Here is a 20811-nt window from a genome sequence, read left to right on the forward strand (position 1 = left end):
AAATGACGTCCTGAATACATCAAAACCGCCGTGCGGACTTGGCTATATCGGCCTCCGAAAAGAATATCTCCTCTGCGTGCGCGGCGATGTCCTGGGCGTTCCAAGCCGAGGACGGTGGCTTCCAGCCCTCCATCTCCATCATCCGCATCTCACGGACGCCGCGCGCGGCGGACACGCCGAGCACCTTGCCGGTCTGATCCCCCGAGAGTCTGCTGACCATGTAGAGCACGGCTGGCGCGATGCCCTCGGGCGTCAGCGCCGCGTCCGGGTTCTCCTTGTAGCGCGGCAGGTCCGCGGTCATGCGGGTCAGCGCGCCCGGCGCGAGCGTCCACACCCGGATGTTGTACTTGCGGCCCTCGATCGCCAGCACGTTGGACAGGCCCCAGATACCGCCCTTGGCGGCGCCGTAGTTGGACTGGCCGAAATTGCCGATCAGGCCCGAGGTCGAGGAGGTGTTGACGATGACGCCGCCGCCGTTGTCGCGCATCCAGCGGAACACCGGCAAGGTGCAGCAGAACGTGCCCTTGAGGTGCACCTGGATCACCTTGTCCCAGTCGGCCTCGCTCGACTTGGCGAAGGTCTGGTCGCGCAGGATGCCGGCATTGTTGATGAGGATGTCGGCGCGGCCGAAATGGCGGATGGCGTCGTCGAACACCGATTGCCCACCGGCCATGGTCGAGATGTCGGCGCCGTTGGCGACCGCGCGCCCGCCCTCGGCCTCGATCGCGGCAACCACCTGCTCGGCCATCGACAGGTCCGAACCGGAGCCGTCGCGCGGCCCACCAAGGTCGTTGACGACGACCGCCGCGCCCTCGCGCGCGAACAGTCTTGCGTAGGCCTCGCCGAGACCGCCACCTGCGCCGGTGATCAGCGCCACCTTGCCGTCGAGCAGTCCCATGTGTGCCTCCTCCGCTGTCTTCTTTGCTCTTGTTCGTCATGGCCGGGCTTGACCCGGCCATCCATCTTCGGAAGCGGATGGATGCCCGGGTCAAGCCCGGGCATGACGACAACGAACAGACGTGTCTCACATGCCAAGTATCATCCCAGCACCGTCTTGCCGTTCTTGATCACGGTGACGTTGCGCGCGGTGACGCGCGCTTCGAATGAGATCACGTCGCCGTCCTTCCACAGATCGACCGTGACGGTCTCGCCGGGAAACACCGGCGAGGAGAACCGCGCGGCGTGCTGCCGGAACGCCGAGGCATCGTAGTCAGCATAGGTCTGCAGCACCGCGCGGCAGGTGAGGCCGTAGGTGCACATGCCGTGCAGGATCGGCCGCGGGAAGCCGGCGCGGCGCGCGAATTCGGGGTCCGAATGCAGCGGGTTGCGGTCGCCGCACAGGCGGTAGATCAGCGCCTGGTCGGGCCGCGTCGAAATCTCGACGCTGCGGTCGGGTGCACGCGACGGCACCGGATGCGGTTCGGGGATGCCGCCCGAGGGACCGCCGAAGCCGCCATCGCCGCGGGCGAAGCGCGAGGCCACCAGGGTCGCCAGCGGAGCGCCGCCCTCGTCGCGCAAGATCGTCTGATGGCGGATGACCGCGCCCTTGTCCTTGCCCTTGTCGGACACCGCGAGCACGGAGGAGTCGGCCGTGATCTTCGCCGCGGTCGCCAGCGGCTTGTGAAAGGTGATGTCGCGCTCGCCGTCGACGACCAGCACGCGGTTCAGCTTCATGTCGCCGGGGCCCGCGCCCCAGGCGGCGACGGAGGCAAAGGTCGGCACCACCTTCAACGGCCGCGGCTCGGCGGTGGCCTCGTTGACGAAGGCGAGCTCCCTCTCGTCCATCGGATCGGCGCCCATGCCGATGCCATAGGCGTACAGCATCACCTCGCGATCGCCGTAGGCATAGGGCTGCCCGATCGCCTTCATCGCCATCAGCTCATCGTAGTTGATCGGCATGTTGTTGGTGTCCTCCCCGAAACGCGTTCCTTGTAGGGTGGGCAAAGCGAAGCGTGCCCACCGCCTTTTCGTCTGGCAACGGTGGGCACGGCGCTCCGCGCCTTTGCCCACCCTACGCGCTTGTCGTTGCGCGGCGCCCATTGCTGCGCCCTCTCCCCCAAGCGAAGCGGAGCTTCGCAAGGGCGGGAGAGGGCTCCGCCGACGTCAGCCCCACACTCACTCGGTCGTCATTGCGAGGAGCGCAGCGACGAAGCAATCCAGAGTCTTGGAAATAGCCCTGGATTGCTTCGCTTCGCTCGCAATGACGTCCACCGGCATTGTTGCTCCTCAACTACACCGGCGTGAAGAACGGCAATGGCGCGCCGTCGGTCGGCTTGAACACCACCCTCACCTTCTGGCCGATCTTCAGGCTGTCGAAATCGCAGTCGACGAAATTGGTCTGCAGCGATGGGCCTTCCTTCAACGTGACGTAGCCGATCGCGTAAGGGCCGGTCGGCGACTTTCGCATGATCGAGAACGTGTAGATCTCGCCCTCGCCTGCGCTTTGCTCCCACACCGTCTGGTCCGAGAAGCAGAACGGGCAGATCGAGCGCGGGAAGTAATGCGCCTCGCCGCAGGCGGTGCAGCGCTTGATCATGAACTTGCCCTCGGCGGCGGCATCCCAGAACGCCTTGGTCTCGGGATTGGTGACGGGGGCCGGCAGCTTTTTCGCTTCAGACATCACACGCGCTCCAGAATGCAGGTCGAGGCGGCGTGGCGCACGCCGAGCAGGCCGCCGGTGCCATGGGCGATGGCGAGATCGCAGTTTGGCACCTGCACCTTGGGATGGGCTTCGCCGCGCAGCTGGCGCACGGCCTCGATCACCTTGGTCATGCCGCCGCGGTTGACGGGATGGTTGCTGCAGAGGCCGCCGCCATCGGTGTTGAACGGCAGCTTGCCGACGCCGGAGATGAGATTGCCGTCGGCGACGAACTTGCCGCCCTCGCCCTTCTTGCAGAAGCCGAGATCCTCGAGCTGCATCAGCACGGTGATGGTGAAGCTGTCATAGATCGAGGCGTACTTGATGTCCTTTGGCGTTACGCCCGCTTCCTCGAAGGCGCGCGGGCCGGACCACACGCCGGCGGAATAAGTGAGATCGAGGTCCTTGCCGCCACGCGGCCCCTTCATCGCCTCGCCATGGCCGATCAGGCGCACCAGCGGCTTCTTCAGGCTCCTGGCAATCTCCGGCGTGGTCACGATCAGCGCGCCGCCCCCGTCGGTGACCACGCAGCAATCCATGCGATGCAAGGGATCGGAGATCATCGGCGAGTTGATGACGTCCTCGACGGTGACGACCTCCTTCAGCATCGCGTGCGGATTGTACTGCGCGTGATGCGAGGCCGCGACCTTGATCCAGGCGAGCTGCTCACTCGTGGTGCCGTAGTCGTGCATGTGGCGCATGGCGCACATGCCATAGGCGTTGTGCGTGGTGGCGCCATAGGCCATCTCGAAATCGGCCTCGGCGCCGGCGGCACGCGGCGGCATCGGGCCGGTGCGCGGCTTGCCGGCCAAGGTGATCAGCGCGATCGAGCATTTGCCGGCCGCGATCGCTTCCGCAGCGTGGCCGACGTGGATCAGATAGGAACAGCCGCCGGTCTCGGTGGAATCGATGTGGCGCACCTTCAGCCCGAGATAGTCGATCATCGGCCAGGCACCGCCCGGCGCATCGCCGCCGCAGAAATAGCCGTCGACATCCCGCGCGCTGAGCCCGGCATCCTCGAGCGCGCCCTTGGCGACCTCGGCATGCAGCTGCGCCGTGGATTTGTCCGGTGCATGCCGGGTGGGATGCTCATAGATCCCGGCAATGTAGGCCTTGCCCTTGATGGTCAATTCCGTCTCCGCTGCTCGTCGTTTCGTCCCGAATGGTTGGAGATTTTCTGGACCGTTGCATGAGGGTTGGCAAGCGTGGAAAATATTCCGCGAGGTGGAGATGAGCCGTGGTCTTGCCCTTCACTCCGCTGTCGTCCCGGGCTTGACCCGGGACCCATACCCACCGGCCAATGTTGTTAAGCGCGATGGTCGACCAGCGTGCGCGACAACTTCTCCCTGTGGATATGGGTCCCGGGTCAAGCCCGGGACGACACCGGTGATGACGCGCGATCGTGCCCATATCGAACTACGCACGACATCGCATTCCCGCGGCAGACACTGCCCGGGTGATGCTGGTCTCGCTCACCCTCATCAAGTCGGAGGGCGCAGGGAAGGCCAGGCGTCGGCTGACGCCTGCGGCCCGCCTGCGAAAAAAATGCAGGCGGCAGGTACCACAGGTGCAGCCGGAAAACGCCCGGCCTTCCCTGCGCGATGGTCTTCACGCTTATACGCAGTCTGCTTGGTGCACCGGGCTTGTTGGCCACCATGCGCACAATGCTTGCGCATTGCGCGGGACACCAGCATCGGGGTGTCAGCACGCTGCGACTTCACGTCCGCGCCATGCCGTTCGTCCGCGCATCCGTGAGGACACGCTGCGGCACGTCGCGGCCACCGCTCCCCGCCTCGCGTGTCGTGACGATCGCGCGCAACGCCCCTCCGAAGTGAGGCGGGATGCGCTCATCAAAGCACAATTTCTGAATTTCGTAAAGAAGATTCTGCCCGACGGGCAGTTTGCGCAGGGCACATCTGTGGCGACTCATGCCTCGAGCCAGCAGGACCGATTGCTCCGTTCGAGATCGGGCCGGACCGCTCGGAGGTCGACCTACACCCGATCATGGCTGCCAGGACCGTGTAACGGAACGAACCGCGTGACCGGCCGTTGCCCCTCCGCTGCATCATTTCTCGGATCCTCCGGTTGTCGTGCACGCCTTTCCATGAGGGCAGATGATGACCGCAGCCCGGACCACAGCGCGCGCGCTCGCTGCGTCGACGCCCAGCCGCCTGACCAACTCGACACCGTCCCTCCGGCCCCTGACGCGTCGCGGCCGGTCGCTGGCGAAGACTCATCCATTTCTTCTGGCGGCAGCGGCGGCCACGGCCGTCCTGGCCGTCACAGCACTGATCAATCGCCGCCTCGCCAAGTCGGCCGAACGGGCCAATCCCCCCGCCGGCCAGTTCATGGACGTCGACGGCGTCCGGCTGCACTATGTCGAGCGCGGCACCGGCGTGCCGCTGGTGCTGCTGCACGGCAACGGCAGCATGATCCAGGACTTCGCCTCCAGCGGCCTGATCGATCTGGCGGCGCAGAACTACCGTGTCATTGCATTCGACCGGCCTGGCTTCGGCCATAGCGACCGGCCGCGCAACGTCGTCTGGACGCCGACGGCGCAGGCCCGGCTAATCAAGAGCGCACTCGACCGCCTGGGCGTATCGGAGGCCTTCGTGCTGGGCCACTCCTGGGGCGCATCCGTGGCGGTGGCGCTCGCCCTCGAACATCCGGCCATGGTCAAGGGCATGGTGCTCGCCTCCGGCTATTACTATCCGACCTTCCGGTCCGACGTGGTGGCCGGATCGGCTCCGGCCATTCCGTTGCTGGGCGATATTCTGCGCTACACAATCTCCCCTCTGATCAGCCGCATGATGTGGCCGCTGCTGATGGCCAAGCTGTTCGGCCCGCGGTCGGTTCCGGCGAAGTTTGCCGGCTTCCCCAAGGAAATGGCGGTTCGCCCGTCGCAGATCCGCGCCTCCGCCGCGGAGGCCGCGCTGATGATTCCCGATGCTTTCCGCTTCAGGAGAGCGTACGGTGAGCTGAAGATGCCGGTCGTGATCGTCGCCGGCGATCAGGATCGCCTGATCGACATCGACGCGCAGTCCAGACGGCTTCATCACGACGTCAGCCAGAGCACCTTTCGCCGCGTGCGCGGCGCCGGCCACATGGTGCATCAGACGGCCACCGAGGCCGTCATGTCCTCGATCGACGAAGTCGCAGCGGCGGCGTAGTCGGAGGGCGAATATGGCTGCGGCTGCCGGATTGCGGGATCCGTAGCTTGCGGAGCAGCGACGAAAGGGGGAAGCGAACTCATGCCGGCCGAGGACGCGTGCATGCCGATCTGGCACGAAAAGCATCTGCGGGCCGCTACCAAAGCTGCCGGCGTGGCCTTGTGGTCGTGGAACGTCGACACCGATGCGATCACGATGGACGAGCGCGCCTATGAGCTGTGGGAGGTGCCCAAGAGCAAGAGCAGGATCACGTTCGAGGTGCTCTCCCAGAACATTCACCCCGCCGATCTCGAACGGGTGAGATCGGCGTTTTCAGCGACGCGGGCGATCGTCGGCGCTTATGAGATCGATTTTCGCATTCTCGCGGATGGCGAAATCCGCTGGATTTCCGCCCGCGGCCAAGGTGACGATGCCGACATCGCCGAGCGGCTGATGTTCGGCATCTTCCTCGACGTGACCCAGCGCAAGCAGGCCGAAGAAGCCAACGAGCTGCTGGCGGGCGAGATGAGCCATCGGGTCAAGAACCTGCTGACGATCGCCACCGCGCTGACGCAGATGACGTCGCGCACGGCGGCGACAAAGGAGGACATGGCCCACGAGCTCGCCAGCCGGCTGATCGCGCTGGGCCGTGCCCAGGATCTGATACGTCCGCGGCCGGGCGGGACGAACCAAGCAGCCCTGCTCGGCGATCTCGTCTCGGTGCTGCTTGCCCCCTATGACGAGAAAGGCGCCAGCGTCCGCATCCGTGTGTCGGTGCCCAAGATGAATGTCGGAGAACGCTCGAGCACGACATTGGCGCTGGTGATCCACGAGCTCGCGACCAACTCGGCGAAATACGGCTCGCTGTCGGTTTCGAGCGGCACGCTGGACGTGTCATGCAGCGCGCATGACGACGAGGTCGCGATCACGTGGACCGAGCGCGGCGGGCCGCCGAAGTCGGCCGACACCAGCGAAGGCTTCGGCAGCAAGCTGATCCATCGCAGCGTGAACGCCCAGCTCGGCGGCACCATCGCCTTCGACTGGTCCGACGAAGGCCTGGTCGTAACGCTGCGCATGAGCCGCGAGCGGATGGCGAATTGAGGGCGAGAGGACGCATGTTCGCCCTCGGGACAGAACGTCGAAGGGTGGGCAGGGCGCAGCGTGCCCACCTGACTTGCTAAGGGCGATCCTGTGCAGACAAAATAGCTGCCAGCATCGCAGCAAGCGTTTCTCTGCTTGTGCCCACCCTGGTCTCGAACTCGAACAGCTCGATTCCATTGCAGACTTCGTTCAAGCAGTTCCCCAATGCGATCAGCTCATTGGCCGCTGCAGTGATCGCGAATCGACCGTCTGCCATACGCTCAATCGTCATCACGGCCGCTCCGCTGCGCAGGGAGATGGTGGGCACGCTACGCTTTGCCCACCCTACGAACTACGAACACGGCCCGTAGCGCCCTACTCCGCCGCCATCTGGCGCGGGGCCGGCGGCGGATTGGCGAGGTCGGCGGCGAGCTGGGCGTAGCGCGCTTTCGCATCGTTCACCGCCTTCTCCTTCACCGGGCCGTAGCCGCGGATGCGGTCCGGCAGCGACAAGAGCTCGACGGCGACCTCGGCATTGGCCGGCGACAGCAGGCTGAGAACGGTGGCGACGTCCTTCTCGTAGCCGGCGATCAGGTCACGTTCCATCCGGCGCTCGGCAGCGTAGCCGAAGACGTCCAGCGGCGTGCCACGCAGGCCCTTCAGCTTCGCCAACAGCCGGAACATCTTCATCATGCCCGGCCCGAAGCTGCGCTTCTTCGGCCTCCCTTGCGGATCGAGGCCGGAATTGAGGATCGGCGGCGCGAGGTTGAACGAGACCTTGTAATCGCCCTCGAACGCGTCGTGGAGCTGCTTCTCGAACGTGCCGTCGGAGAACAGCCGCGCGACCTCGTACTCGTCCTTGTAGGCGAGCAGCTTGGCGTAGTTGATGGCGACCGCGCGCGGCAGCGCCTCGCCGTAGCCGCCCTGGTCCGCAGCGTCGCGCACCTGATCGACCAGCTTGCGGTAGCGCTTGGCGAGCCGCGCATTCTGATAGCCGGTGAGCAAGGCCATGCGATGGGCGATGATCTCGTCGAGCGTCATCGCCTCCAGCGACTTCGGCGGCACCGCCTCGTCCTTGCCGGTCATCATGTCGGCGAGCCGCTCGGGATTGACCACCGCGAGACGGCCGAGCCGGAACGCCTCGGTGTTCATCTTGATCGCGACGCCGTTGATCGCGATCGCCTTCTCGATCGCCTCCGCCGACAGCGGCAGCAGGCCCTTCTGATAGGCATACCCCATCATCATCATGTTGGTGGCGATGCTGTCGCCGAGCAGCGCCTCGGCCGGCTTGGTGAAATCGAGGAAGCTCGAGTCCTTGTGCAGCGCCGTTTCCAGCAGGCCCGTCACCTTGCGGTTCTGGAAGTTGAAGTCGCGGTTGAGGACGAAATCGGCGGTCGGGATCAGATGGCTGTTGATGACGCCATGGGTGCGCGCGCTGTCGCACAGCGTGATCGTCTCCTTCGCGCCCGCGACCACCTCGTCGGCGGCGATGACGAGATCGGCCGTGCCGGTGACGATGCGCGAGCAGGTCACGTCGGCGGTGTTCTCCGACAGACGCACGTGGCTGAGCACCGCGCCGCCCTTCTGCGCGAGGCCCGACATGTCGAGGATCATCGAGGCCTTGCCCTCGATATGGGCGGCCATGCCGAGCAGCGCGCCGATCGTCAGCACGCCGGTTCCGCCGACGCCGCCGACCGCGACGTTGTAGGGCCGCTCCAGCGACGGCTTGGTCAGGGGCTCCGGCATCACGCCGATGTCGCCAAGCTCGGCCGGCGCGCGCGAGCGCGGCTTGCCGCCGTCGATCGTGACGAAGGACGGGCAAAAGCCCTTCACGCAGGAATAGTCCTTGTTGCAGGAGGACTGGTTGATGACGCGCTTGCGCCCGAGCTCGGTCTCCAGCGGCTCGACCGAGATGCAGTTCGACTGCACCGAGCAGTCGCCGCAGCCTTCGCAGACGGCCGGATTGATGAAGACGCGGCGCTGCGGATCCTCCATCGTGCCGCGCTTGCGGCGGCGGCGCTTCTCGGCGGCGCAGGTCTGCACGAACACGATGGCCGAGGCGCCCTTGGTCTCGCGCAGCGTCTTCATGACGTTCTCGAGCTCGTCGCGATGCGCGAGCTTGACGCCGGGCGCAATGCTGTCGGCCGGATAGGCGTCGGGATTCTCCGAGACCAGGTAGATCTCGCGGATGCCCTCGGCATGGAGCTGGAAGGTGATCTGCTGCGGCGACAAATCGCCGTCATGGCGCTGGCCGCCGGTCATCGCGACCGCGTCGTTGTAGAGGATCTTGTAGGTGATGTTGGCCTTGGAGGCGATCGACTGGCGGATCGCGAGGCTGCCGGAGTGGAAATAGGTACCGTCGCCGAGATTGGCGAAGATGTGCTTCTCGTCGGTGAACGGTGCGATGCCGACCCATGGCACGCCCTCGCCGCCCATATGGGTGAAGGTCTCGGTGTTGCGGTTCATCCACAGCGACATGAAGTGGCAGCCGATGCCGGCGAGCGCGCGGCTGCCCTCGGGCACCTTGGTCGAGGTGTTGTGCGGGCAGCCCGAGCAGAAATACGGCGTGCGCGCCACCGGCGAGATCAGCTGCATCTGCGAGGCGTCGCGGCCGTTGAACCAGTCGGCCTTGGCGCGCAGCATCGCCTTGATCTCGGGATTGAGGTCGAGGCGGAGAAGACGCTCCGTCAATGAGCTCGCGAGCGAGGCGACGGAAAGCTCGGTGGCAAACGGCAGGAAGCGCTTGTCGTGCTCGTCCATCTTGCCGACGATGCGCGGGCGGACGTCGTCGCGCCAGTTGAACAGCTCCTGCTTGACCTGGTTCTCGACGATCTCGCGGCGCTCCTCGATGATGAAGATCTCCTCGAGGCCGACCGCGAACTGCCGCACGCCTTCCGGCTCCAGCGGCCAGGGCATGCCGATCTTGTAGAGCCGCAAGCCGATCTTGGCCGCGACCTCCTCGGTGATCCCGAGCTCGCGTAGCGCCTGGCGGATGTCCTCGTAGCTCTTGCCCGACGCCATGATGCCGTAGCGGGCGTTCGGTGAGTCCATCGTGATGCGGTTGACCTTGTTGGCGCGGGCAAAGGCGATCGCGGCAAAGCCCTTGTAGTCCTGCAGCCGCCGGTCCTGCTCGAAGCGGTCATCCGGCCAGCGCAGATTGAGGCCGCCCGGCGGCATCTCGAAATCGGCGGGGATGACGAACGGCGTCATCTCGTCGTTGAGGTTGATCTCGGCGGTGGTCTCCACCGTCTCGGTGATCACCTTCATGCCGACCCAGCAGCCGGAATAGCGCGACATCGCAATGCCGAGCAGGCCCATCTCGATCATCTCGTGGATCGAGGACGGGTAGAGATAGGGCATCAGCGCCGAGATGAAGGCATGGTCGGACTGATGCGGCACGGTCGAGGATTTGGCGCCGTGGTCGTCGCCGGCGAGACAGAGCACGCCGCCGTTCTTGGCGGAGCCGGCCGCATTGCCGTGGCGAAACACGTCGCCGCAGCGGTCGACGCCGGGGCCCTTGCCGTACCAGATGCCGACGACGCCGTCATACCTGCCGCCGGGCGACAGTGCGAGCTGCTGCGAACCCCAGATCGCGGTCGCCGCGAGGTCCTCGTTCACGCCGGGCTGGAACTTGATGTTGTACTGCTCGAGATGCTTGCGGGCGGAGAACAGCTGCTGGTCGTAGCCGCCGAGCGGCGAGCCGCGATAGCCGGAGATGAAACCGGCGGTGTTGAGGCCGGCGGCGCGGTCGCGCCGGATCTGGGCCATCGGCAGCCGCACCAGCGCCTGGATGCCGGTCAGGAAGATGTGGCCGGAGCTTGCGGTGTATTTCTGGTCGAGATTGATCTCGCTCTCGTTGAGTCCCATTCCGCCCTCTTGCCGTGCCTTGTCGGGGTGCGCGGCTGCCGCCGGCCGGCGGAAGCGCGCGTTCTGCCAATCATTTATGTCTGCTTTTGAAGAATGCGCATCACAAATCTCGTTTGCGCAGGGCAGCCAACCGAAATCGCAATTTCGTGGCGGGAGCCGGCCGCGGCTTTTGCGGTTTGTGTCGAAAACCCCCGCCGCCGCGAAATGGGATGATGCGTGCCATGGCTTTGGCGGCTCGGCGGACGGTTACTGAAGCGTTGTGGCCGGCGCGATTCCGGCACCAGACGAATTGTGCGATGCGACAAGACCGCCGCCGTTCATCCCCGATCGTCGCCCGCAAATACGAAGCGCGGCATGTTCCATTTGTAGCGGATCGCGAGCAGCCGGAACGACAGTCCGAGCGCGAAGGTCAGCGCCGTCCACCATCCGCTGGCGATGCCGAGCGACAAGCCGGTCGCATAGACCAGGCCCGTGACGAGGGACACGCTGGCGTAGAGCTCGGCGCGAAACAGCAATGGCACGTCATTGCACAGGATGTCGCGCAGCACGCCGCCGGCGCAGCCCGTGATCATCCCAGCGACGATGACGATGCCGATCGGCACGTTCATCTGCCAGGCGATGTCGCAGCCCGTCATCGTGAACACGACGAGGCCGACCGCATCGAGAACGAGGAACGCCATGGTCAGCCTGTGAACCAGGCGCGCCATCGCGATCGTCACGAACGGCGCCAGCACGGTCAGCAGCAGCAAAGACGGGCGCTCGACCCAGGCGAGCGGATAATGGCCGAGCAATACGTCGCGCAAGGTGCCGCCGCCGAGCGCGGTGATCGCCCCCAACAAGCAGACGCCCATCCAGTCCATGCTGCGGCGTCCCGCCGCCAGCGCAGCCGTCATCGCCTGCGCCGCCAGCGCCACCCAGGTCAACAGATGCAACACGCTGTCACCGGGCGGCAGGTTCCACATGAGGTGAGCTCCAGAAGTTCCAATAGAACGAGAATCGCAATGCTCGCGAGGAACCTTAGCGCGCCGTGCAACGATACAAATTGGGATTCGCGCAGGTTTCGCGGAACGGCCCGGAGCCGCCCTGGTTGTCAGGTGACAATCACCAGGAGGATGAGATGGCCAACGAACGGCTTCCCAACGAACGTTATCCCGACGGCATGAACCGTCCCGACATGTCCACACGTCCCGACATCACTGGGGCTGGAATGACGGGAACAGATTATGAGCGCACGCCGCCAGTGGACAACCGGCTGCAGCCCGATCTCGAGCCGACGAACGCCCCCAGCTCGACGGGCCGCATCGCGGCCTATGCCCTGGGCATCGCGATCCTGCTCGGCGCGGTGTTCTACGGCCTGAACAACATGTCGATGCGCAACGACCAGACGAGCACCACACCGGCTTCGCAATCGGCCTCGACCACCAAAGATAACACCTCGACCGGCGTGACGACCGGCGCCGCGGGAGATCGCACCACACCGCCGCCGGCGGCCCCGAGCGACAAGCCCAACGCCGTCAAGTAGTCTCGCGGACGGCAATCAGCGGTCTCACTCCTGGGCGGCGGGTGAGCAATCATCCGCCGCCGCTTTTTTGGCGAGTCCTCCAACAAATTACGCGAAGTGTGCGAGGGCCGCCGTGGAACCATAGCAGCGCGAACCGATTGGCTCATTGACACTCTCACCCAGGAGATACGTAATGAAAGCTCTCTCCATAGCTATCGCAGCCGCGGCAAGCACGCTGGCCGTGACCGCCGCTTCGGCGGCACCGATCTCTCCCGCAGCCTCGGCGGTCCCGCAACGCGACATCCAGAACGTCCGGATGGTCTGTAACGAGGAAGGCCGCTGTTGGCGCGAGCGCAGTGAACGCCGCGTCATCATTCAAGGCGAAGATCGCGATTCCTACGCGTACGCTCCGCGCGAGCGCTACATCGAGCGGCGCGGCTATGAAGACCGCGGCGGCATCGGCTTCCGCGCTCCGGGCGTGAGCGTCGGCATCGGGACGGATCGCTACTAAGCGATTTCCGCGAACTCAGACTGAAAAGCCGCGGCAGAGTCCGCGGCTTTTCTACAGGCGGATGAGATCGGGATCTGCGGGAGGCCGGGCGCGCAGCCCGATCTCAACCGAAGATCCTGTTCAGCTCGCCGCCGGGATAGCCGTTGGCCAGTTCGGTGAAGGTGCCCTGCTCAGCCATCTCCTTGGCCGCCCGGATGAAGCCGGCCCAGGCCATCCGGGCCAGCGAACCGCCGACGCTGATGCGGCGCACGCCGAGCTCGGTGGCTTGCCCCAACGACAGGCCAGAAGCGCCGATCAGAAGGTTGACCGGCTTGGGCGCCACGGCTTTCACGACCGCAGTGATCTCCTCGATCGTCTTGATCCCGGGCGCGTAGAGACAATCCGCGCCCGCTTCGGCATAGGCTGCGAGGCGGTCGGTCACGAGCTTGAGGTCGGGCTTGCCCCAGAGAAACGCCTCGCAGCGGCCGGTCAACAGCACGTCGGCGCCGGTCGCATCGATGGCCTGCCGGGCCGCGCGGATACGCGCGATAGCGAGCGCGCGCTCATAGAGCGGATCATCCCTGTCGCCCGTGGAATCCTCGATCGACAGACCGGCCACGCCGGTCGCGACCGCGCGCGTGACGTTGGCCGCCACACCCTCCGGCGCATCGGCGAAGCCGCCCTCGAAATCGGCATTCACGGGAATGTCGATGGCGGCGCTGAGCGATTTCAAATGGGCGAGCACCTCATCCAGTTCGACCTTGGTGTCCGCCTTGCCAATCGACCACGCGAAGCCGGCGCTGGTGGAGGCGATCGCGTTGAAGCCGAGATGCTGCAGCATCTTCGCCGTGCCGACGTCGAACGGGTTCGGCAGCACGAAGCAGCCGGCCTCGTGCAACTTGCGAAAGGCTGCGCGCTTGTCCGCCGTGTTGGTCGCCGTCATGTCATCCTCCCATGCATCGTCGCGTTGTGTGGCAGCATAGAGCCGCGATCATTGCGCCGCCACGACATTGCGCAAGAATGTTCGCTCTTCGCCCAGAATGAGCTTGTGCTCCTCGGCCTGCGCGAAGTTCGCCCGGCCCTCGGCATCGCCGCGCAAGGTCGCGCGATAGCGCTCGTAAGCCGCGAGACTGTCGAATGAAATCAGGCCGTAGGCGATGTCGTTGGTGCCTTCGTGAGGCATGAAATAGCCGATCAGGTCGCCGCCACAGCGAGGAATGATCGACAGCCAGCGCTTGGCGTAGGCCTCGAACACGTCGCGCTTGAACGGATCGATGCGATAGCGGATGAAGACGGTGATGGTCATGACAACCTCCGGTGAGTTCTGTATCATCGACACTATCCGCTTGCCCGACGAGAATGCTTCGTCTAGCATCGAAGTATGAAATCAGGTCCGGACATTGCGATGGTGGCGGCGCTGGTCGGCGATCCCGCCCGCGCCAACATGCTGACTGCGCTGCTCTCGGGCCGTGCGCTGACCGCGACCGAGCTCGCCCAGGAGGCCGGCGTGACGCCGCAGACGGCGAGCTCGCATCTTGCCAAGCTCGAAGGCGGCGGCCTGATCGAGCCGGAGAAGCAGGGTCGTCACCGCTACTACCGGCTCGCCGATCCCGACGTCGCCGACGTGCTGGAGAAGCTGGCCGGCCTCGCCGCGCGCGCCGGCCACATGCGGGTGCGCACCGGACCAAAGGAGCCGGAGCTGCGGCGCGCGCGCATCTGCTACGACCACCTCGCCGGCGATCTCGGCGTGCAGATGCTCGACAGCATGACGAGGCAGAAGCTGGTGCGCCGGCGCAAGCAGGAGATCGTGCTGACCGAGGACGGCGAACACTTCCTGGCGCAGCATCTGCGGATCTCGCCGGAAATGCTGGCGCATCCCCGCCGGCCCGTCTGCAAGGCCTGTCTCGATTGGAGCGCGCGGCGGCATCATCTCGCGGGCACGCTTGGCGCAGCGTTGATGAAGCGCTTCACCGAGCTGAAATGGGCGGCGCGCGATGCCACCCCAGGCAGCCGCGTGGTGAATTTCAGCCGCGCCGGCGAAAAGCATTTCGCGGCGCTGTTCGGTCCGGCCGAAGACTGACGATCACGCGCTCTTTATCGCAGCGCCTTCCTGCCTTGCGGCCAAAACCAACACGGGGCACGGAACGACCATCTCATTCCCGTCTTTCCTGGAATCTCCATGTCCCGTTTCGCCGGGCGCGACAATCGCCGCGAAAGCGAGCACCGCATCGCAGAGGACGACGCCGCGCGAGCCCTACGGCATCAATCTCGAAGGCTTCCCTACCCCGTACCCGGTCAGCCTGCTGCCTCTGTTCAATGACGGCGAGCAGAACGCGCCGGAGGCCCCACTCGCGACGGAAGCAGCGCTTGTCGTGAGGCAGCTGTGCCGACATCACCAGTGGTGACGACGGTGCCAACGGCGGCGCCAGTGCCGATGATGGTGATGCCAGCCCCAATGACGGCGCCGCCAACCCCAATGCCGCCGGCGCCAGCCCCAATGATGGCCGTGACCATGGTGTCCGTGATGATGACCGTGATGCCCCCAGCGAACCTGCTCCGGCGCGAGCCGATCGGCCTCATCCTGCGAACCGACCGCGCGCTCGACGTGCTGATCCCTTGCTGAAGGCGCCGCTTCGTTCAGCGGCAACGGCGAGAGCGGCGCAGCGACCGCATCGGTGGTGCGGAGCACGGCGCCGGCCGCCGCCGCGCAGCCGAACCCGAATGCCAGCTTGAGGAAATTCCGTCGTTCCATCGCACGCCTCCATGATCCACGAGCCAGAGCATGTAGTGAGTATACGGCCGATCACCTGAACGTGAGCTGAACTGGCGCATGCCCGCGACACCACCATGGCTCTGCCACCTTCGCCGATCCTGGTACGCGCCGCCGGCCGATCACTCCTCGACCGCCTGCGCCAGCACGAAGCTCTCACGCGTCCGCGTCACGTACGACGAAGATGGCTGACGGCATCGAGTTTCCTCCGGTCCGTGTTGGTGTCGTCACGGAGCAGGATCAAAAACGCGACCTCGCCGTCGTCTCGATCATCGCCGCGCGATGACGGGAGACTATCAAAATCAACGAGGCCCGGAGTGCCTAGGAGTCCGGGCCTCGTCACCTCGCGACCTCGCGCGAGCGAAGCCGGTCGGTATTCAACGAAATCTAGCGCCCGTTCACACGGATCGCATTGAGCTGGCTCAAAACGTCAGTAGCAGCGCGTGATCGTGACGGAGTGATCGCCGCCGCGGCGGCCCGGTACCGTCACGGTCTGCATCGGACAGCTCGACACATAGGGGCGATCGGACGGCACGACATTCGGCGGATAGCGGTGAACCCAGTCCCACGGGACGTCATACGTATAAGTGTAGCGCACGTCCGCCGATGTGTGCTCGGGGATCTGCTGCGGCACGGGCTCGCCAGGGCCGCCATAGGCGAAAGCGCCGGCGGCCGGCAGATAGGAACGATAGCCGCGGTGGTGCTGACGGACAAAGGGCCGCGCGCCAAGCGCCGGCGGGACGACCTGGCTCGGCCCCGCCTGACCGGCGGCGACGGGCGCAGCCACCGCGGCGCCGGACTGGGCCGACGCGGCCTCGGAGGAGAACATCAGCGCGGCGGCTGCCGCGCAGACGACCAGAACTCTGGAATTCCGATATGCCGATGTTCCGACAGCCATGATACGCGACCCTACTCTTCTGACCCACCAGCGATCGATAAATGCTAGGCCAGCGGCCCAGTTCCCGCAAACCCATCGTTAAAGGTTAGTTAAGACACAGGCTTAACGCCAGGGGCGGAAACGGCGCAGATTGCCGCGCCGCTCCGGCGGCAGCGCGCTGCGGTCGCCGGACTTCGTCAAATACGAAGGCGACACGCCGGTGCGCTGCCCTCCCACTTCTTCACTCCCCCTCAGAGCGGCAGATTGTCGTGCTTCTTCGCCGGCATCTCCATCTTCTTGTCGCGCAGCATCGCCAGTGCACGCGCGATGCGGCGGCGGGTGGAGTGCGGCATGATGACGTCGTCAATGTAGCCGCGCTCGGCGGCGATGAATGGCGACAGGAAGCGGTCCTCGTATTCCTTGGTGCGCGCGGCGATCTTCTCCGGGTCCGCCATGTCGGCGCGGAAGATGATCTCGACCGCGCCCTTGGCGCCCATGACCGCGATCTGCGCCGTCGGCCAGGCGTAGTTCATATCGGCGCCGATCTCCTTGGAGGCCATGACGTCGAAGGCGCCGCCATAGGCCTTGCGGGTGATGATCGTGACCAGCGGCACCGTGCACTGCGAATACGCGAACAACAGCTTGGCGCCGTGCTTGATCAGGCCGCCATATTCCTGCGCGGTGCCCGGCAGGAAGCCCGGCACGTCGACGAAGGTGACGATCGGGATGTTGAAGGCGTCGCAGAAGCGGACGAAGCGCGCGGCCTTGCGCGAGGCATCGCTGTCGAGCACGCCCGCCAGCACCATCGGCTGGTTGGCGACGAAGCCGACGGTGCGGCCGGCGATGCGGCCGAAGCCGGTGACGATGTTCTTGGCGAAGCCTTCCGCGATCTCGAAGAAGTCTCCCTCGTCGACGACCTTCAGGATCAGCTCCTTCATGTCGTAGGGCTTGTTCGGATTGTCCGGGATCAGCGTGTCGAGCGACATGTCGACGCGCTCGATGTCGTCGAAGCTCGGCCATTCCGGCACGCCGTCGGTGTTGTTCGAGGGCAGGAAGTCGATCAGCCGGCGCATCTGCAGCAAGGTCTCGACGTCGTTATCGAACGCGCCGTCGGCGATCGAGGAGCGGGTCGCGTGCACCGAGGCGCCGCCGAGCTCTTCCGCGGTCACGACCTCGTTGGTGACGGTCTTCACGACATCTGGGCCGGTCACGAACATGTAGCTCGTGTTCTTCACCATGAAGATGAAGTCGGTCATGGCCGGCGAATAGACGTCGCCGCCGGCGCACGGGCCCATGATGACGGAGATCTGCGGGATCACGCCGGAGGCCAGCACGTTGCGGCGGAACACATAGGAATAGCCCGCGAGCGCCGCGACGCCCTCCTGGATGCGGGCGCCGCCGGCGTCATAGAGGCCGATGATGGGCGCACGCGCCTTCATCGCCATGTCCTGCAGCTTGGTGATCTTCAGCGCGTGGGTCTCGGACAGCGAGCCGCCGAACACGGTGAAGTCCTTGGCGAACACGAAGGTCTTGCGGCCGTTGACAGTACCCCAGCCGGTGACGACGCCGTCGCCCGGGACCTTGGTCTTCTCCATCCCGAACTCGGTCGAGCGGTGCTCGACGAACATGTCGAACTCCTCGAAGCTGCCCTTGTCGAGCAGCAGCTCGATCCGCTCGCGGGCCGTCAGCTTGCCGCGGGCATGCTGCGCCTCGATGCGCTTCTCGCCGCCGCCGAGCCGCGCGCCGGCGCGCCGCGTCTCTAAGGTGTCCAGGATGTCCTTCATGCGCGTCCCGCCCGTTCCCGATCTCGTGAGTGTTGGCGGCCTTCTAACACGGCTATTTCGGAGGCGAAAAGCGGCTTTCGGACGGGTCGCCCCTCCTCCCACAGTTCGGAATTGGAAGCAGAATCATGGATATGGCCGCTCGACCAAGCCTTGCCGATCCGGCTGACGACGCAGCCCGGGGCGCCGTGCGGGGCGGCGTCCGCCTGCTGTTGCGGCTCGAAGGGCTGGTGCTGGCGGCCGCGGCAATCGCCTTCTACGCCCATCGAGGGGACTCGTGGTGGCTGTTTGCGGCCCTCTTCCTGGGGCCCGACCTCAGCTTTGCCGGCTATCTCGGCGGCCCCCGGATCGGAGCGGCCGTGTACAACGCCGCACATGCCACGCTGCTGCCGGCCGCCCTGCTCGCGGTCGGACTGGCGCTCGGCGTGCCGCTGGCGACCCAGCTCGCCACCATCTGGCTCGCCCATATCGGCGTCGACCGGCTGGTCGGCTACGGCCTGAAATACACCGACGGCTTCGGCTTCACCCATCTTGGCCGGATCGGGCCTGCCGCGCCGCGAGGCTGAACGCCGGATGCAGGGACCTACCGCGACGGGTAGGATGCCGGCATGATCCGATTCCGAGACATGGCCGGCCTGGACCGGCGCAGCCTGCTGCGCGGCGCACTGCAGGCTGGGCTGGTGACGCTCGGCGCGCCGCTGGCGCGCACGGCGCTCGCCCAGGCTCCGCCGCTGAAATCCAACCCGTTCACGCTCGGCGTCGCCTCCGGCGATCCCAGCCCCGACGGCTTCGTGATCTGGACCCGGCTCGCGCCCGAGCCGCTGCAGCCGCGTGGCGGCATGATCGCGCTGCCGCGCGAGGTGAGCTGGGAGGTCGCGACCGATCCGGCGATGACGACCATCGTGCAATCCGGCATTGCGATCGCCCGCATCGAGCTGGCGCACTCCGTCCATGTCGAGATCGAGGGCCTCGCTCCGGCCCGCGACTATTTCTATCGCTTCCGCCTGCCGGAGGCGGAGAGCCCGATCGGGCGTGCGAGGACCTTTCCCGCCGCCGGCGCCGACGTCGCGCAGATGCGGTTCGCTTCCGCCGGCTGCCAGGAATGGGACCGCGGCTTCTACACGGCGTGGCGTGCGATCGCGCAGGACCATCTCGACTTCGTCTTCCACTATGGCGACTACATCTACGAGAATGCGTACGCCGCCGAGTCCAAGGGCGTGGCGCTGCCGCGCACCATGCCGAAGCATTTCGCCACCTGCTACACGCTGCCGGAGTACCGGCAGCGCTATGCGCTCTACAAGACCGATCCCGACCTGCAGGCCGCGCACGCCGCCTGCCCGTTCCTGCCGAGCTTCGACGATCACGAGGTGATGGACAATTGGGCCGGCGATCGCGACAAGCGCGACACGCCGCCGGAGGCGTTCCTGTTCCGGCGTGCCGCCGCCTTCCAGGCCTGGTACGAGCACATGCCGGTGCGCCGCGCGCAGTTGCCGCGCGGACCCGACATCCTCGCTTTTCGCCGCCTCGCCTTTGGCAGGCTCGCCGACATCGCCGTGCTCGACACCAGGCAATACCGCTCGAAGCAGCCCTGCGGCGACGGCATCAAGGCCTGCCCCGAGGCCGACGAGCCGAGCCGCACCATGATGGGCGCGCAGCAGGAGCGGTGGTTCGCCGAGGGTCTGCGCGGCAGCCGCGCAACCTGGCAGGTGCTGGCACAGCAGGTGATGTTCGCCCCGCTCGACTGGCGCTCGTTTCCGTGGCTGCCGTCGTCGGACGTGCCGCTGCGCAGCCTCGACAAATGGGACGGCGCCAGCGCCGCGCGCGACCGCGTCATGCAGATGCTGCGCGAGGCCGGCATCACCAACACCGTCGTGCTGACCGGCGACCTGCACAAGGGCGTCGCGCTCGAGCTGAAGCAGGATTGGCGCGATCCGGCCTCGCAATGCGTCGGCGTCGAATTCCTGGCGACCTCGATCTCGTCGGACGGCGACGGCTTTGCGCGCTACGACAACGAGCCGACATTGTTCGCCAACAATCCGCATCTGAAGTTCTTCAGCAACCAGCGCGGCTACATCAGGCACGTGGTGACGCCGGCCCGCTGGCAGGCCGACTACCGCATCGTCGACCGCATCAGCGTCGCTGACGGCACCGTGTCGACCGCGAAATCCTTCGTCACCCTGGCCGGCAGGCCGGGGCTGGTCGACGCCTGAGGCGACGCGCGCTCGGCAAGGCCGCCGCCGCGTGGCGATCTGCTCGCTGACAGCAGCCGGTCGTCCCGCCGCGTAGGGTCGAGATCCGGCTACGATATCAAGAGCTTCGAACCCGACGGACGGGATCGACTCATCGAGGTCAAGACCACCAACGGCTGGGAACGGACACCGTTCTACGTCACTCGCAACGAGCTGGCGGTTGCGGAGGCGTACCGCGATGACTGGCGGCTGGTGCGACTGTGGAATTTCGCCAGCGCCCCGCGCGCTTTCGAGCTGCGATCTCCTCTCCGAAGCGCATATGTCGCTGATGGCGACGAGCTTTCAGGCCAGCTTTCCATAACGATCAGTCCAACCGCACGAGATCCGTCGACTTGACGACAACGAACTAATCGCTGCGTGGCATACTGCCGAACGCAGAGCTCCGCGCAACGTCAAGCGAACAACCGTT

General features: G+C 65.9%; 20 protein-coding genes and 1 pseudogene. 9 read left to right on the forward strand and 12 right to left on the reverse strand.

The annotated features are described in order from the left end of the window. Positions 1-19: 19 nt before the first annotated feature. The 4 genes from QX135_RS30165 to QX135_RS30180 form a co-directional block, all read right to left on the reverse strand. The gene (locus tag QX135_RS30165) at positions 20-898 is read right to left on the reverse strand and encodes an SDR family oxidoreductase (protein ID WP_315811460.1); all 879 of its coding nucleotides are present in this window, start codon (positions 896-898) and stop codon (positions 20-22) included. Between the two features lie 140 nt (positions 899-1038). Continuing rightward, complete coding sequence (locus QX135_RS30170; protein WP_316182078.1) at positions 1039-1899, reverse strand: MaoC family dehydratase; 861 nt, start codon at positions 1897-1899, stop codon at positions 1039-1041. A gap of 331 nt (positions 1900-2230) precedes the next feature. Continuing rightward, positions 2231-2620 (reverse strand): Zn-ribbon domain-containing OB-fold protein, encoded by a 390-nt coding sequence (locus QX135_RS30175; protein ID WP_315811462.1) that lies wholly within the window; start codon positions 2618-2620, stop codon positions 2231-2233. After that, the gene (locus QX135_RS30180) at positions 2620-3768 is read right to left on the reverse strand and encodes a thiolase domain-containing protein (protein ID WP_316182080.1); all 1149 of its coding nucleotides are present in this window, start codon (positions 3766-3768) and stop codon (positions 2620-2622) included. Before QX135_RS30180 ends, QX135_RS30175 begins: the two co-directional genes overlap by 1 nt. 987 nt (positions 3769-4755) lie before the next feature. On the opposite strand from QX135_RS30180, the gene QX135_RS30185 reads away from it, so the two are divergent. Further along, on the forward strand, positions 4756-5808 hold the full coding sequence (locus QX135_RS30185) for an alpha/beta hydrolase (RefSeq protein ID WP_316182139.1): 1053 nt from the start codon (positions 4756-4758) through the stop codon (positions 5806-5808). A 102-nt stretch (positions 5809-5910) separates the two neighbouring features. Beyond that, positions 5911-6888, forward strand: coding sequence for a sensor histidine kinase (locus tag QX135_RS30190; RefSeq protein ID WP_315798647.1), 978 nt, complete (start codon positions 5911-5913; stop codon positions 6886-6888). A gap of 76 nt (positions 6889-6964) precedes the next feature. Here the strand turns inward: QX135_RS30190 and QX135_RS30195 are convergent, their stop codons facing one another. The 3 genes from QX135_RS30195 to QX135_RS30205 form a co-directional block, all read right to left on the reverse strand. After that, complete coding sequence (locus QX135_RS30195; protein WP_316234431.1) at positions 6965-7195, reverse strand: hypothetical protein; 231 nt, start codon at positions 7193-7195, stop codon at positions 6965-6967. 47 nt (positions 7196-7242) lie between these two features. Then, a complete protein-coding gene (locus tag QX135_RS30200) occupies positions 7243-10734 on the reverse strand; it encodes an indolepyruvate ferredoxin oxidoreductase family protein (protein ID WP_316234432.1) in 3492 nt (1163 codons plus the stop codon). Positions 10735-11051: 317 nt separating this feature from the next. After that, positions 11052-11696 (reverse strand): trimeric intracellular cation channel family protein, encoded by a 645-nt coding sequence (locus QX135_RS30205; RefSeq protein ID WP_315737635.1) that lies wholly within the window; start codon positions 11694-11696, stop codon positions 11052-11054. 155 nt (positions 11697-11851) lie between these two features. Between QX135_RS30205 and QX135_RS30210 the strand changes: the two genes are divergently transcribed. Together QX135_RS30210 and QX135_RS30215 are read left to right on the forward strand one after the other, a co-directional pair. Next, positions 11852-12256: a hypothetical protein gene (locus tag QX135_RS30210; RefSeq protein ID WP_315737634.1), complete on the forward strand. Its 405-nt coding sequence runs from the start codon at positions 11852-11854 to the stop codon at positions 12254-12256. 172 nt (positions 12257-12428) lie between these two features. Further along, the gene (locus tag QX135_RS30215; RefSeq protein WP_315714522.1) at positions 12429-12746 is read left to right on the forward strand and encodes a hypothetical protein; all 318 of its coding nucleotides are present in this window, start codon (positions 12429-12431) and stop codon (positions 12744-12746) included. 103 nt (positions 12747-12849) lie between these two features. On the opposite strand, the gene QX135_RS30220 is transcribed toward QX135_RS30215, so the two are convergent. Together QX135_RS30220 and QX135_RS30225 are read right to left on the reverse strand one after the other, a co-directional pair. Next, on the reverse strand, positions 12850-13668 hold the full coding sequence (locus QX135_RS30220) for an isocitrate lyase/phosphoenolpyruvate mutase family protein (RefSeq protein ID WP_315737633.1): 819 nt from the start codon (positions 13666-13668) through the stop codon (positions 12850-12852). Between the two features lie 48 nt (positions 13669-13716). Continuing rightward, positions 13717-14031, reverse strand: a complete 315-nt coding sequence (locus tag QX135_RS30225; protein WP_315737632.1) for an NIPSNAP family protein — start codon at positions 14029-14031, stop codon at positions 13717-13719. A gap of 75 nt (positions 14032-14106) precedes the next feature. Here QX135_RS30225 and QX135_RS30230 point away from each other — a divergent pair, with 75 nt between their 5' ends. Both QX135_RS30230 and QX135_RS30235 read left to right on the forward strand, forming a co-directional pair. Beyond that, the gene (locus QX135_RS30230) at positions 14107-14805 is read left to right on the forward strand and encodes a winged helix-turn-helix domain-containing protein (protein ID WP_315737631.1); all 699 of its coding nucleotides are present in this window, start codon (positions 14107-14109) and stop codon (positions 14803-14805) included. Between the two features lie 124 nt (positions 14806-14929). Then, positions 14930-15055: pseudogene (locus QX135_RS30235) on the forward strand (alpha/beta hydrolase); the annotation flags it as partial. A 62-nt stretch (positions 15056-15117) separates the two neighbouring features. Here the strand turns inward: QX135_RS30235 and QX135_RS30240 are convergent. The 3 genes from QX135_RS30240 to QX135_RS30250 form a co-directional block, all read right to left on the reverse strand. Then, positions 15118-15477 (reverse strand): twin-arginine translocation signal domain-containing protein, encoded by a 360-nt coding sequence (locus QX135_RS30240; protein ID WP_315737630.1) that lies wholly within the window; start codon positions 15475-15477, stop codon positions 15118-15120. A gap of 448 nt (positions 15478-15925) precedes the next feature. Beyond that, positions 15926-16393 carry a hypothetical protein gene (locus QX135_RS30245; protein WP_315737629.1) on the reverse strand — a complete coding sequence of 156 codons (468 nt, stop codon included), beginning with the start codon at positions 16391-16393 and terminating at the stop codon, positions 15926-15928. Positions 16394-16623: 230 nt separating this feature from the next. Beyond that, a complete protein-coding gene (locus tag QX135_RS30250) occupies positions 16624-18156 on the reverse strand; it encodes an acyl-CoA carboxylase subunit beta (RefSeq protein WP_315776609.1) in 1533 nt (510 codons plus the stop codon). A gap of 125 nt (positions 18157-18281) precedes the next feature. Here QX135_RS30250 and QX135_RS30255 point away from each other — a divergent pair, with 125 nt between their 5' ends. The 3 genes from QX135_RS30255 (at position 18282) to QX135_RS30265 (ending at position 20738) form a co-directional block, all read left to right on the forward strand. Continuing rightward, positions 18282-18719: a DUF4260 domain-containing protein gene (locus QX135_RS30255; RefSeq protein WP_409998844.1), complete on the forward strand. Its 438-nt coding sequence runs from the start codon at positions 18282-18284 to the stop codon at positions 18717-18719. A gap of 42 nt (positions 18720-18761) precedes the next feature. Further along, positions 18762-20363, forward strand: a complete 1602-nt coding sequence (locus tag QX135_RS30260; RefSeq protein ID WP_316234433.1) for an alkaline phosphatase D family protein — start codon at positions 18762-18764, stop codon at positions 20361-20363. A gap of 96 nt (positions 20364-20459) precedes the next feature. Further along, on the forward strand, positions 20460-20738 hold the full coding sequence (locus tag QX135_RS30265; protein WP_316234447.1) for a DUF3883 domain-containing protein: 279 nt from the start codon (positions 20460-20462) through the stop codon (positions 20736-20738). Positions 20739-20811 lie beyond the last annotated feature (73 nt).

Origin of the sequence: Bradyrhizobium sp. SZCCHNR1098 (genome assembly GCF_032489375.1) — a bacterium.
Lineage (GTDB): Bacteria > Pseudomonadota > Alphaproteobacteria > Rhizobiales > Xanthobacteraceae > Bradyrhizobium.

Excerpts from the sequence above, each read along its gene's own strand:
- QX135_RS30165 (WP_315811460.1), bottom strand. The coding sequence starts at position 898 with ATGGGACTGCTCGACGGCAAGGTGGCGCTGATCACCGGCGCAGGTGGC.
- QX135_RS30170 (WP_316182078.1), bottom strand. The coding sequence starts at position 1,899 with ATGCCGATCAACTACGATGAGCTGATGGCGATGAAGGCGATCGGGCAG.
- QX135_RS30175 (WP_315811462.1), bottom strand. The coding sequence starts at position 2,620 with ATGTCTGAAGCGAAAAAGCTGCCGGCCCCCGTCACCAATCCCGAGACC.
- QX135_RS30185 (WP_316182139.1), top strand. The coding sequence starts at position 4,756 with ATGACCGCAGCCCGGACCACAGCGCGCGCGCTCGCTGCGTCGACGCCC.
- QX135_RS30190 (WP_315798647.1), top strand. The coding sequence starts at position 5,911 with ATGCCGATCTGGCACGAAAAGCATCTGCGGGCCGCTACCAAAGCTGCC.
- QX135_RS30200 (WP_316234432.1), bottom strand. The coding sequence starts at position 10,734 with ATGGGACTCAACGAGAGCGAGATCAATCTCGACCAGAAATACACCGCA.
- QX135_RS30205 (WP_315737635.1), bottom strand. The coding sequence starts at position 11,696 with ATGTGGAACCTGCCGCCCGGTGACAGCGTGTTGCATCTGTTGACCTGG.
- QX135_RS30210 (WP_315737634.1), top strand. The coding sequence starts at position 11,852 with ATGGCCAACGAACGGCTTCCCAACGAACGTTATCCCGACGGCATGAAC.
- QX135_RS30215 (WP_315714522.1), top strand. The coding sequence starts at position 12,429 with ATGAAAGCTCTCTCCATAGCTATCGCAGCCGCGGCAAGCACGCTGGCC.
- QX135_RS30220 (WP_315737633.1), bottom strand. The coding sequence starts at position 13,668 with ATGACGGCGACCAACACGGCGGACAAGCGCGCAGCCTTTCGCAAGTTG.
- QX135_RS30225 (WP_315737632.1), bottom strand. The coding sequence starts at position 14,031 with ATGACCATCACCGTCTTCATCCGCTATCGCATCGATCCGTTCAAGCGC.
- QX135_RS30230 (WP_315737631.1), top strand. The coding sequence starts at position 14,107 with ATGAAATCAGGTCCGGACATTGCGATGGTGGCGGCGCTGGTCGGCGAT.
- QX135_RS30240 (WP_315737630.1), bottom strand. The coding sequence starts at position 15,477 with ATGGAACGACGGAATTTCCTCAAGCTGGCATTCGGGTTCGGCTGCGCG.
- QX135_RS30245 (WP_315737629.1), bottom strand. The coding sequence starts at position 16,393 with ATGGCTGTCGGAACATCGGCATATCGGAATTCCAGAGTTCTGGTCGTC.
- QX135_RS30250 (WP_315776609.1), bottom strand. The coding sequence starts at position 18,156 with ATGAAGGACATCCTGGACACCTTAGAGACGCGGCGCGCCGGCGCGCGG.
- QX135_RS30255 (WP_409998844.1), top strand. The coding sequence starts at position 18,282 with ATGGATATGGCCGCTCGACCAAGCCTTGCCGATCCGGCTGACGACGCA.
- QX135_RS30260 (WP_316234433.1), top strand. The coding sequence starts at position 18,762 with ATGATCCGATTCCGAGACATGGCCGGCCTGGACCGGCGCAGCCTGCTG.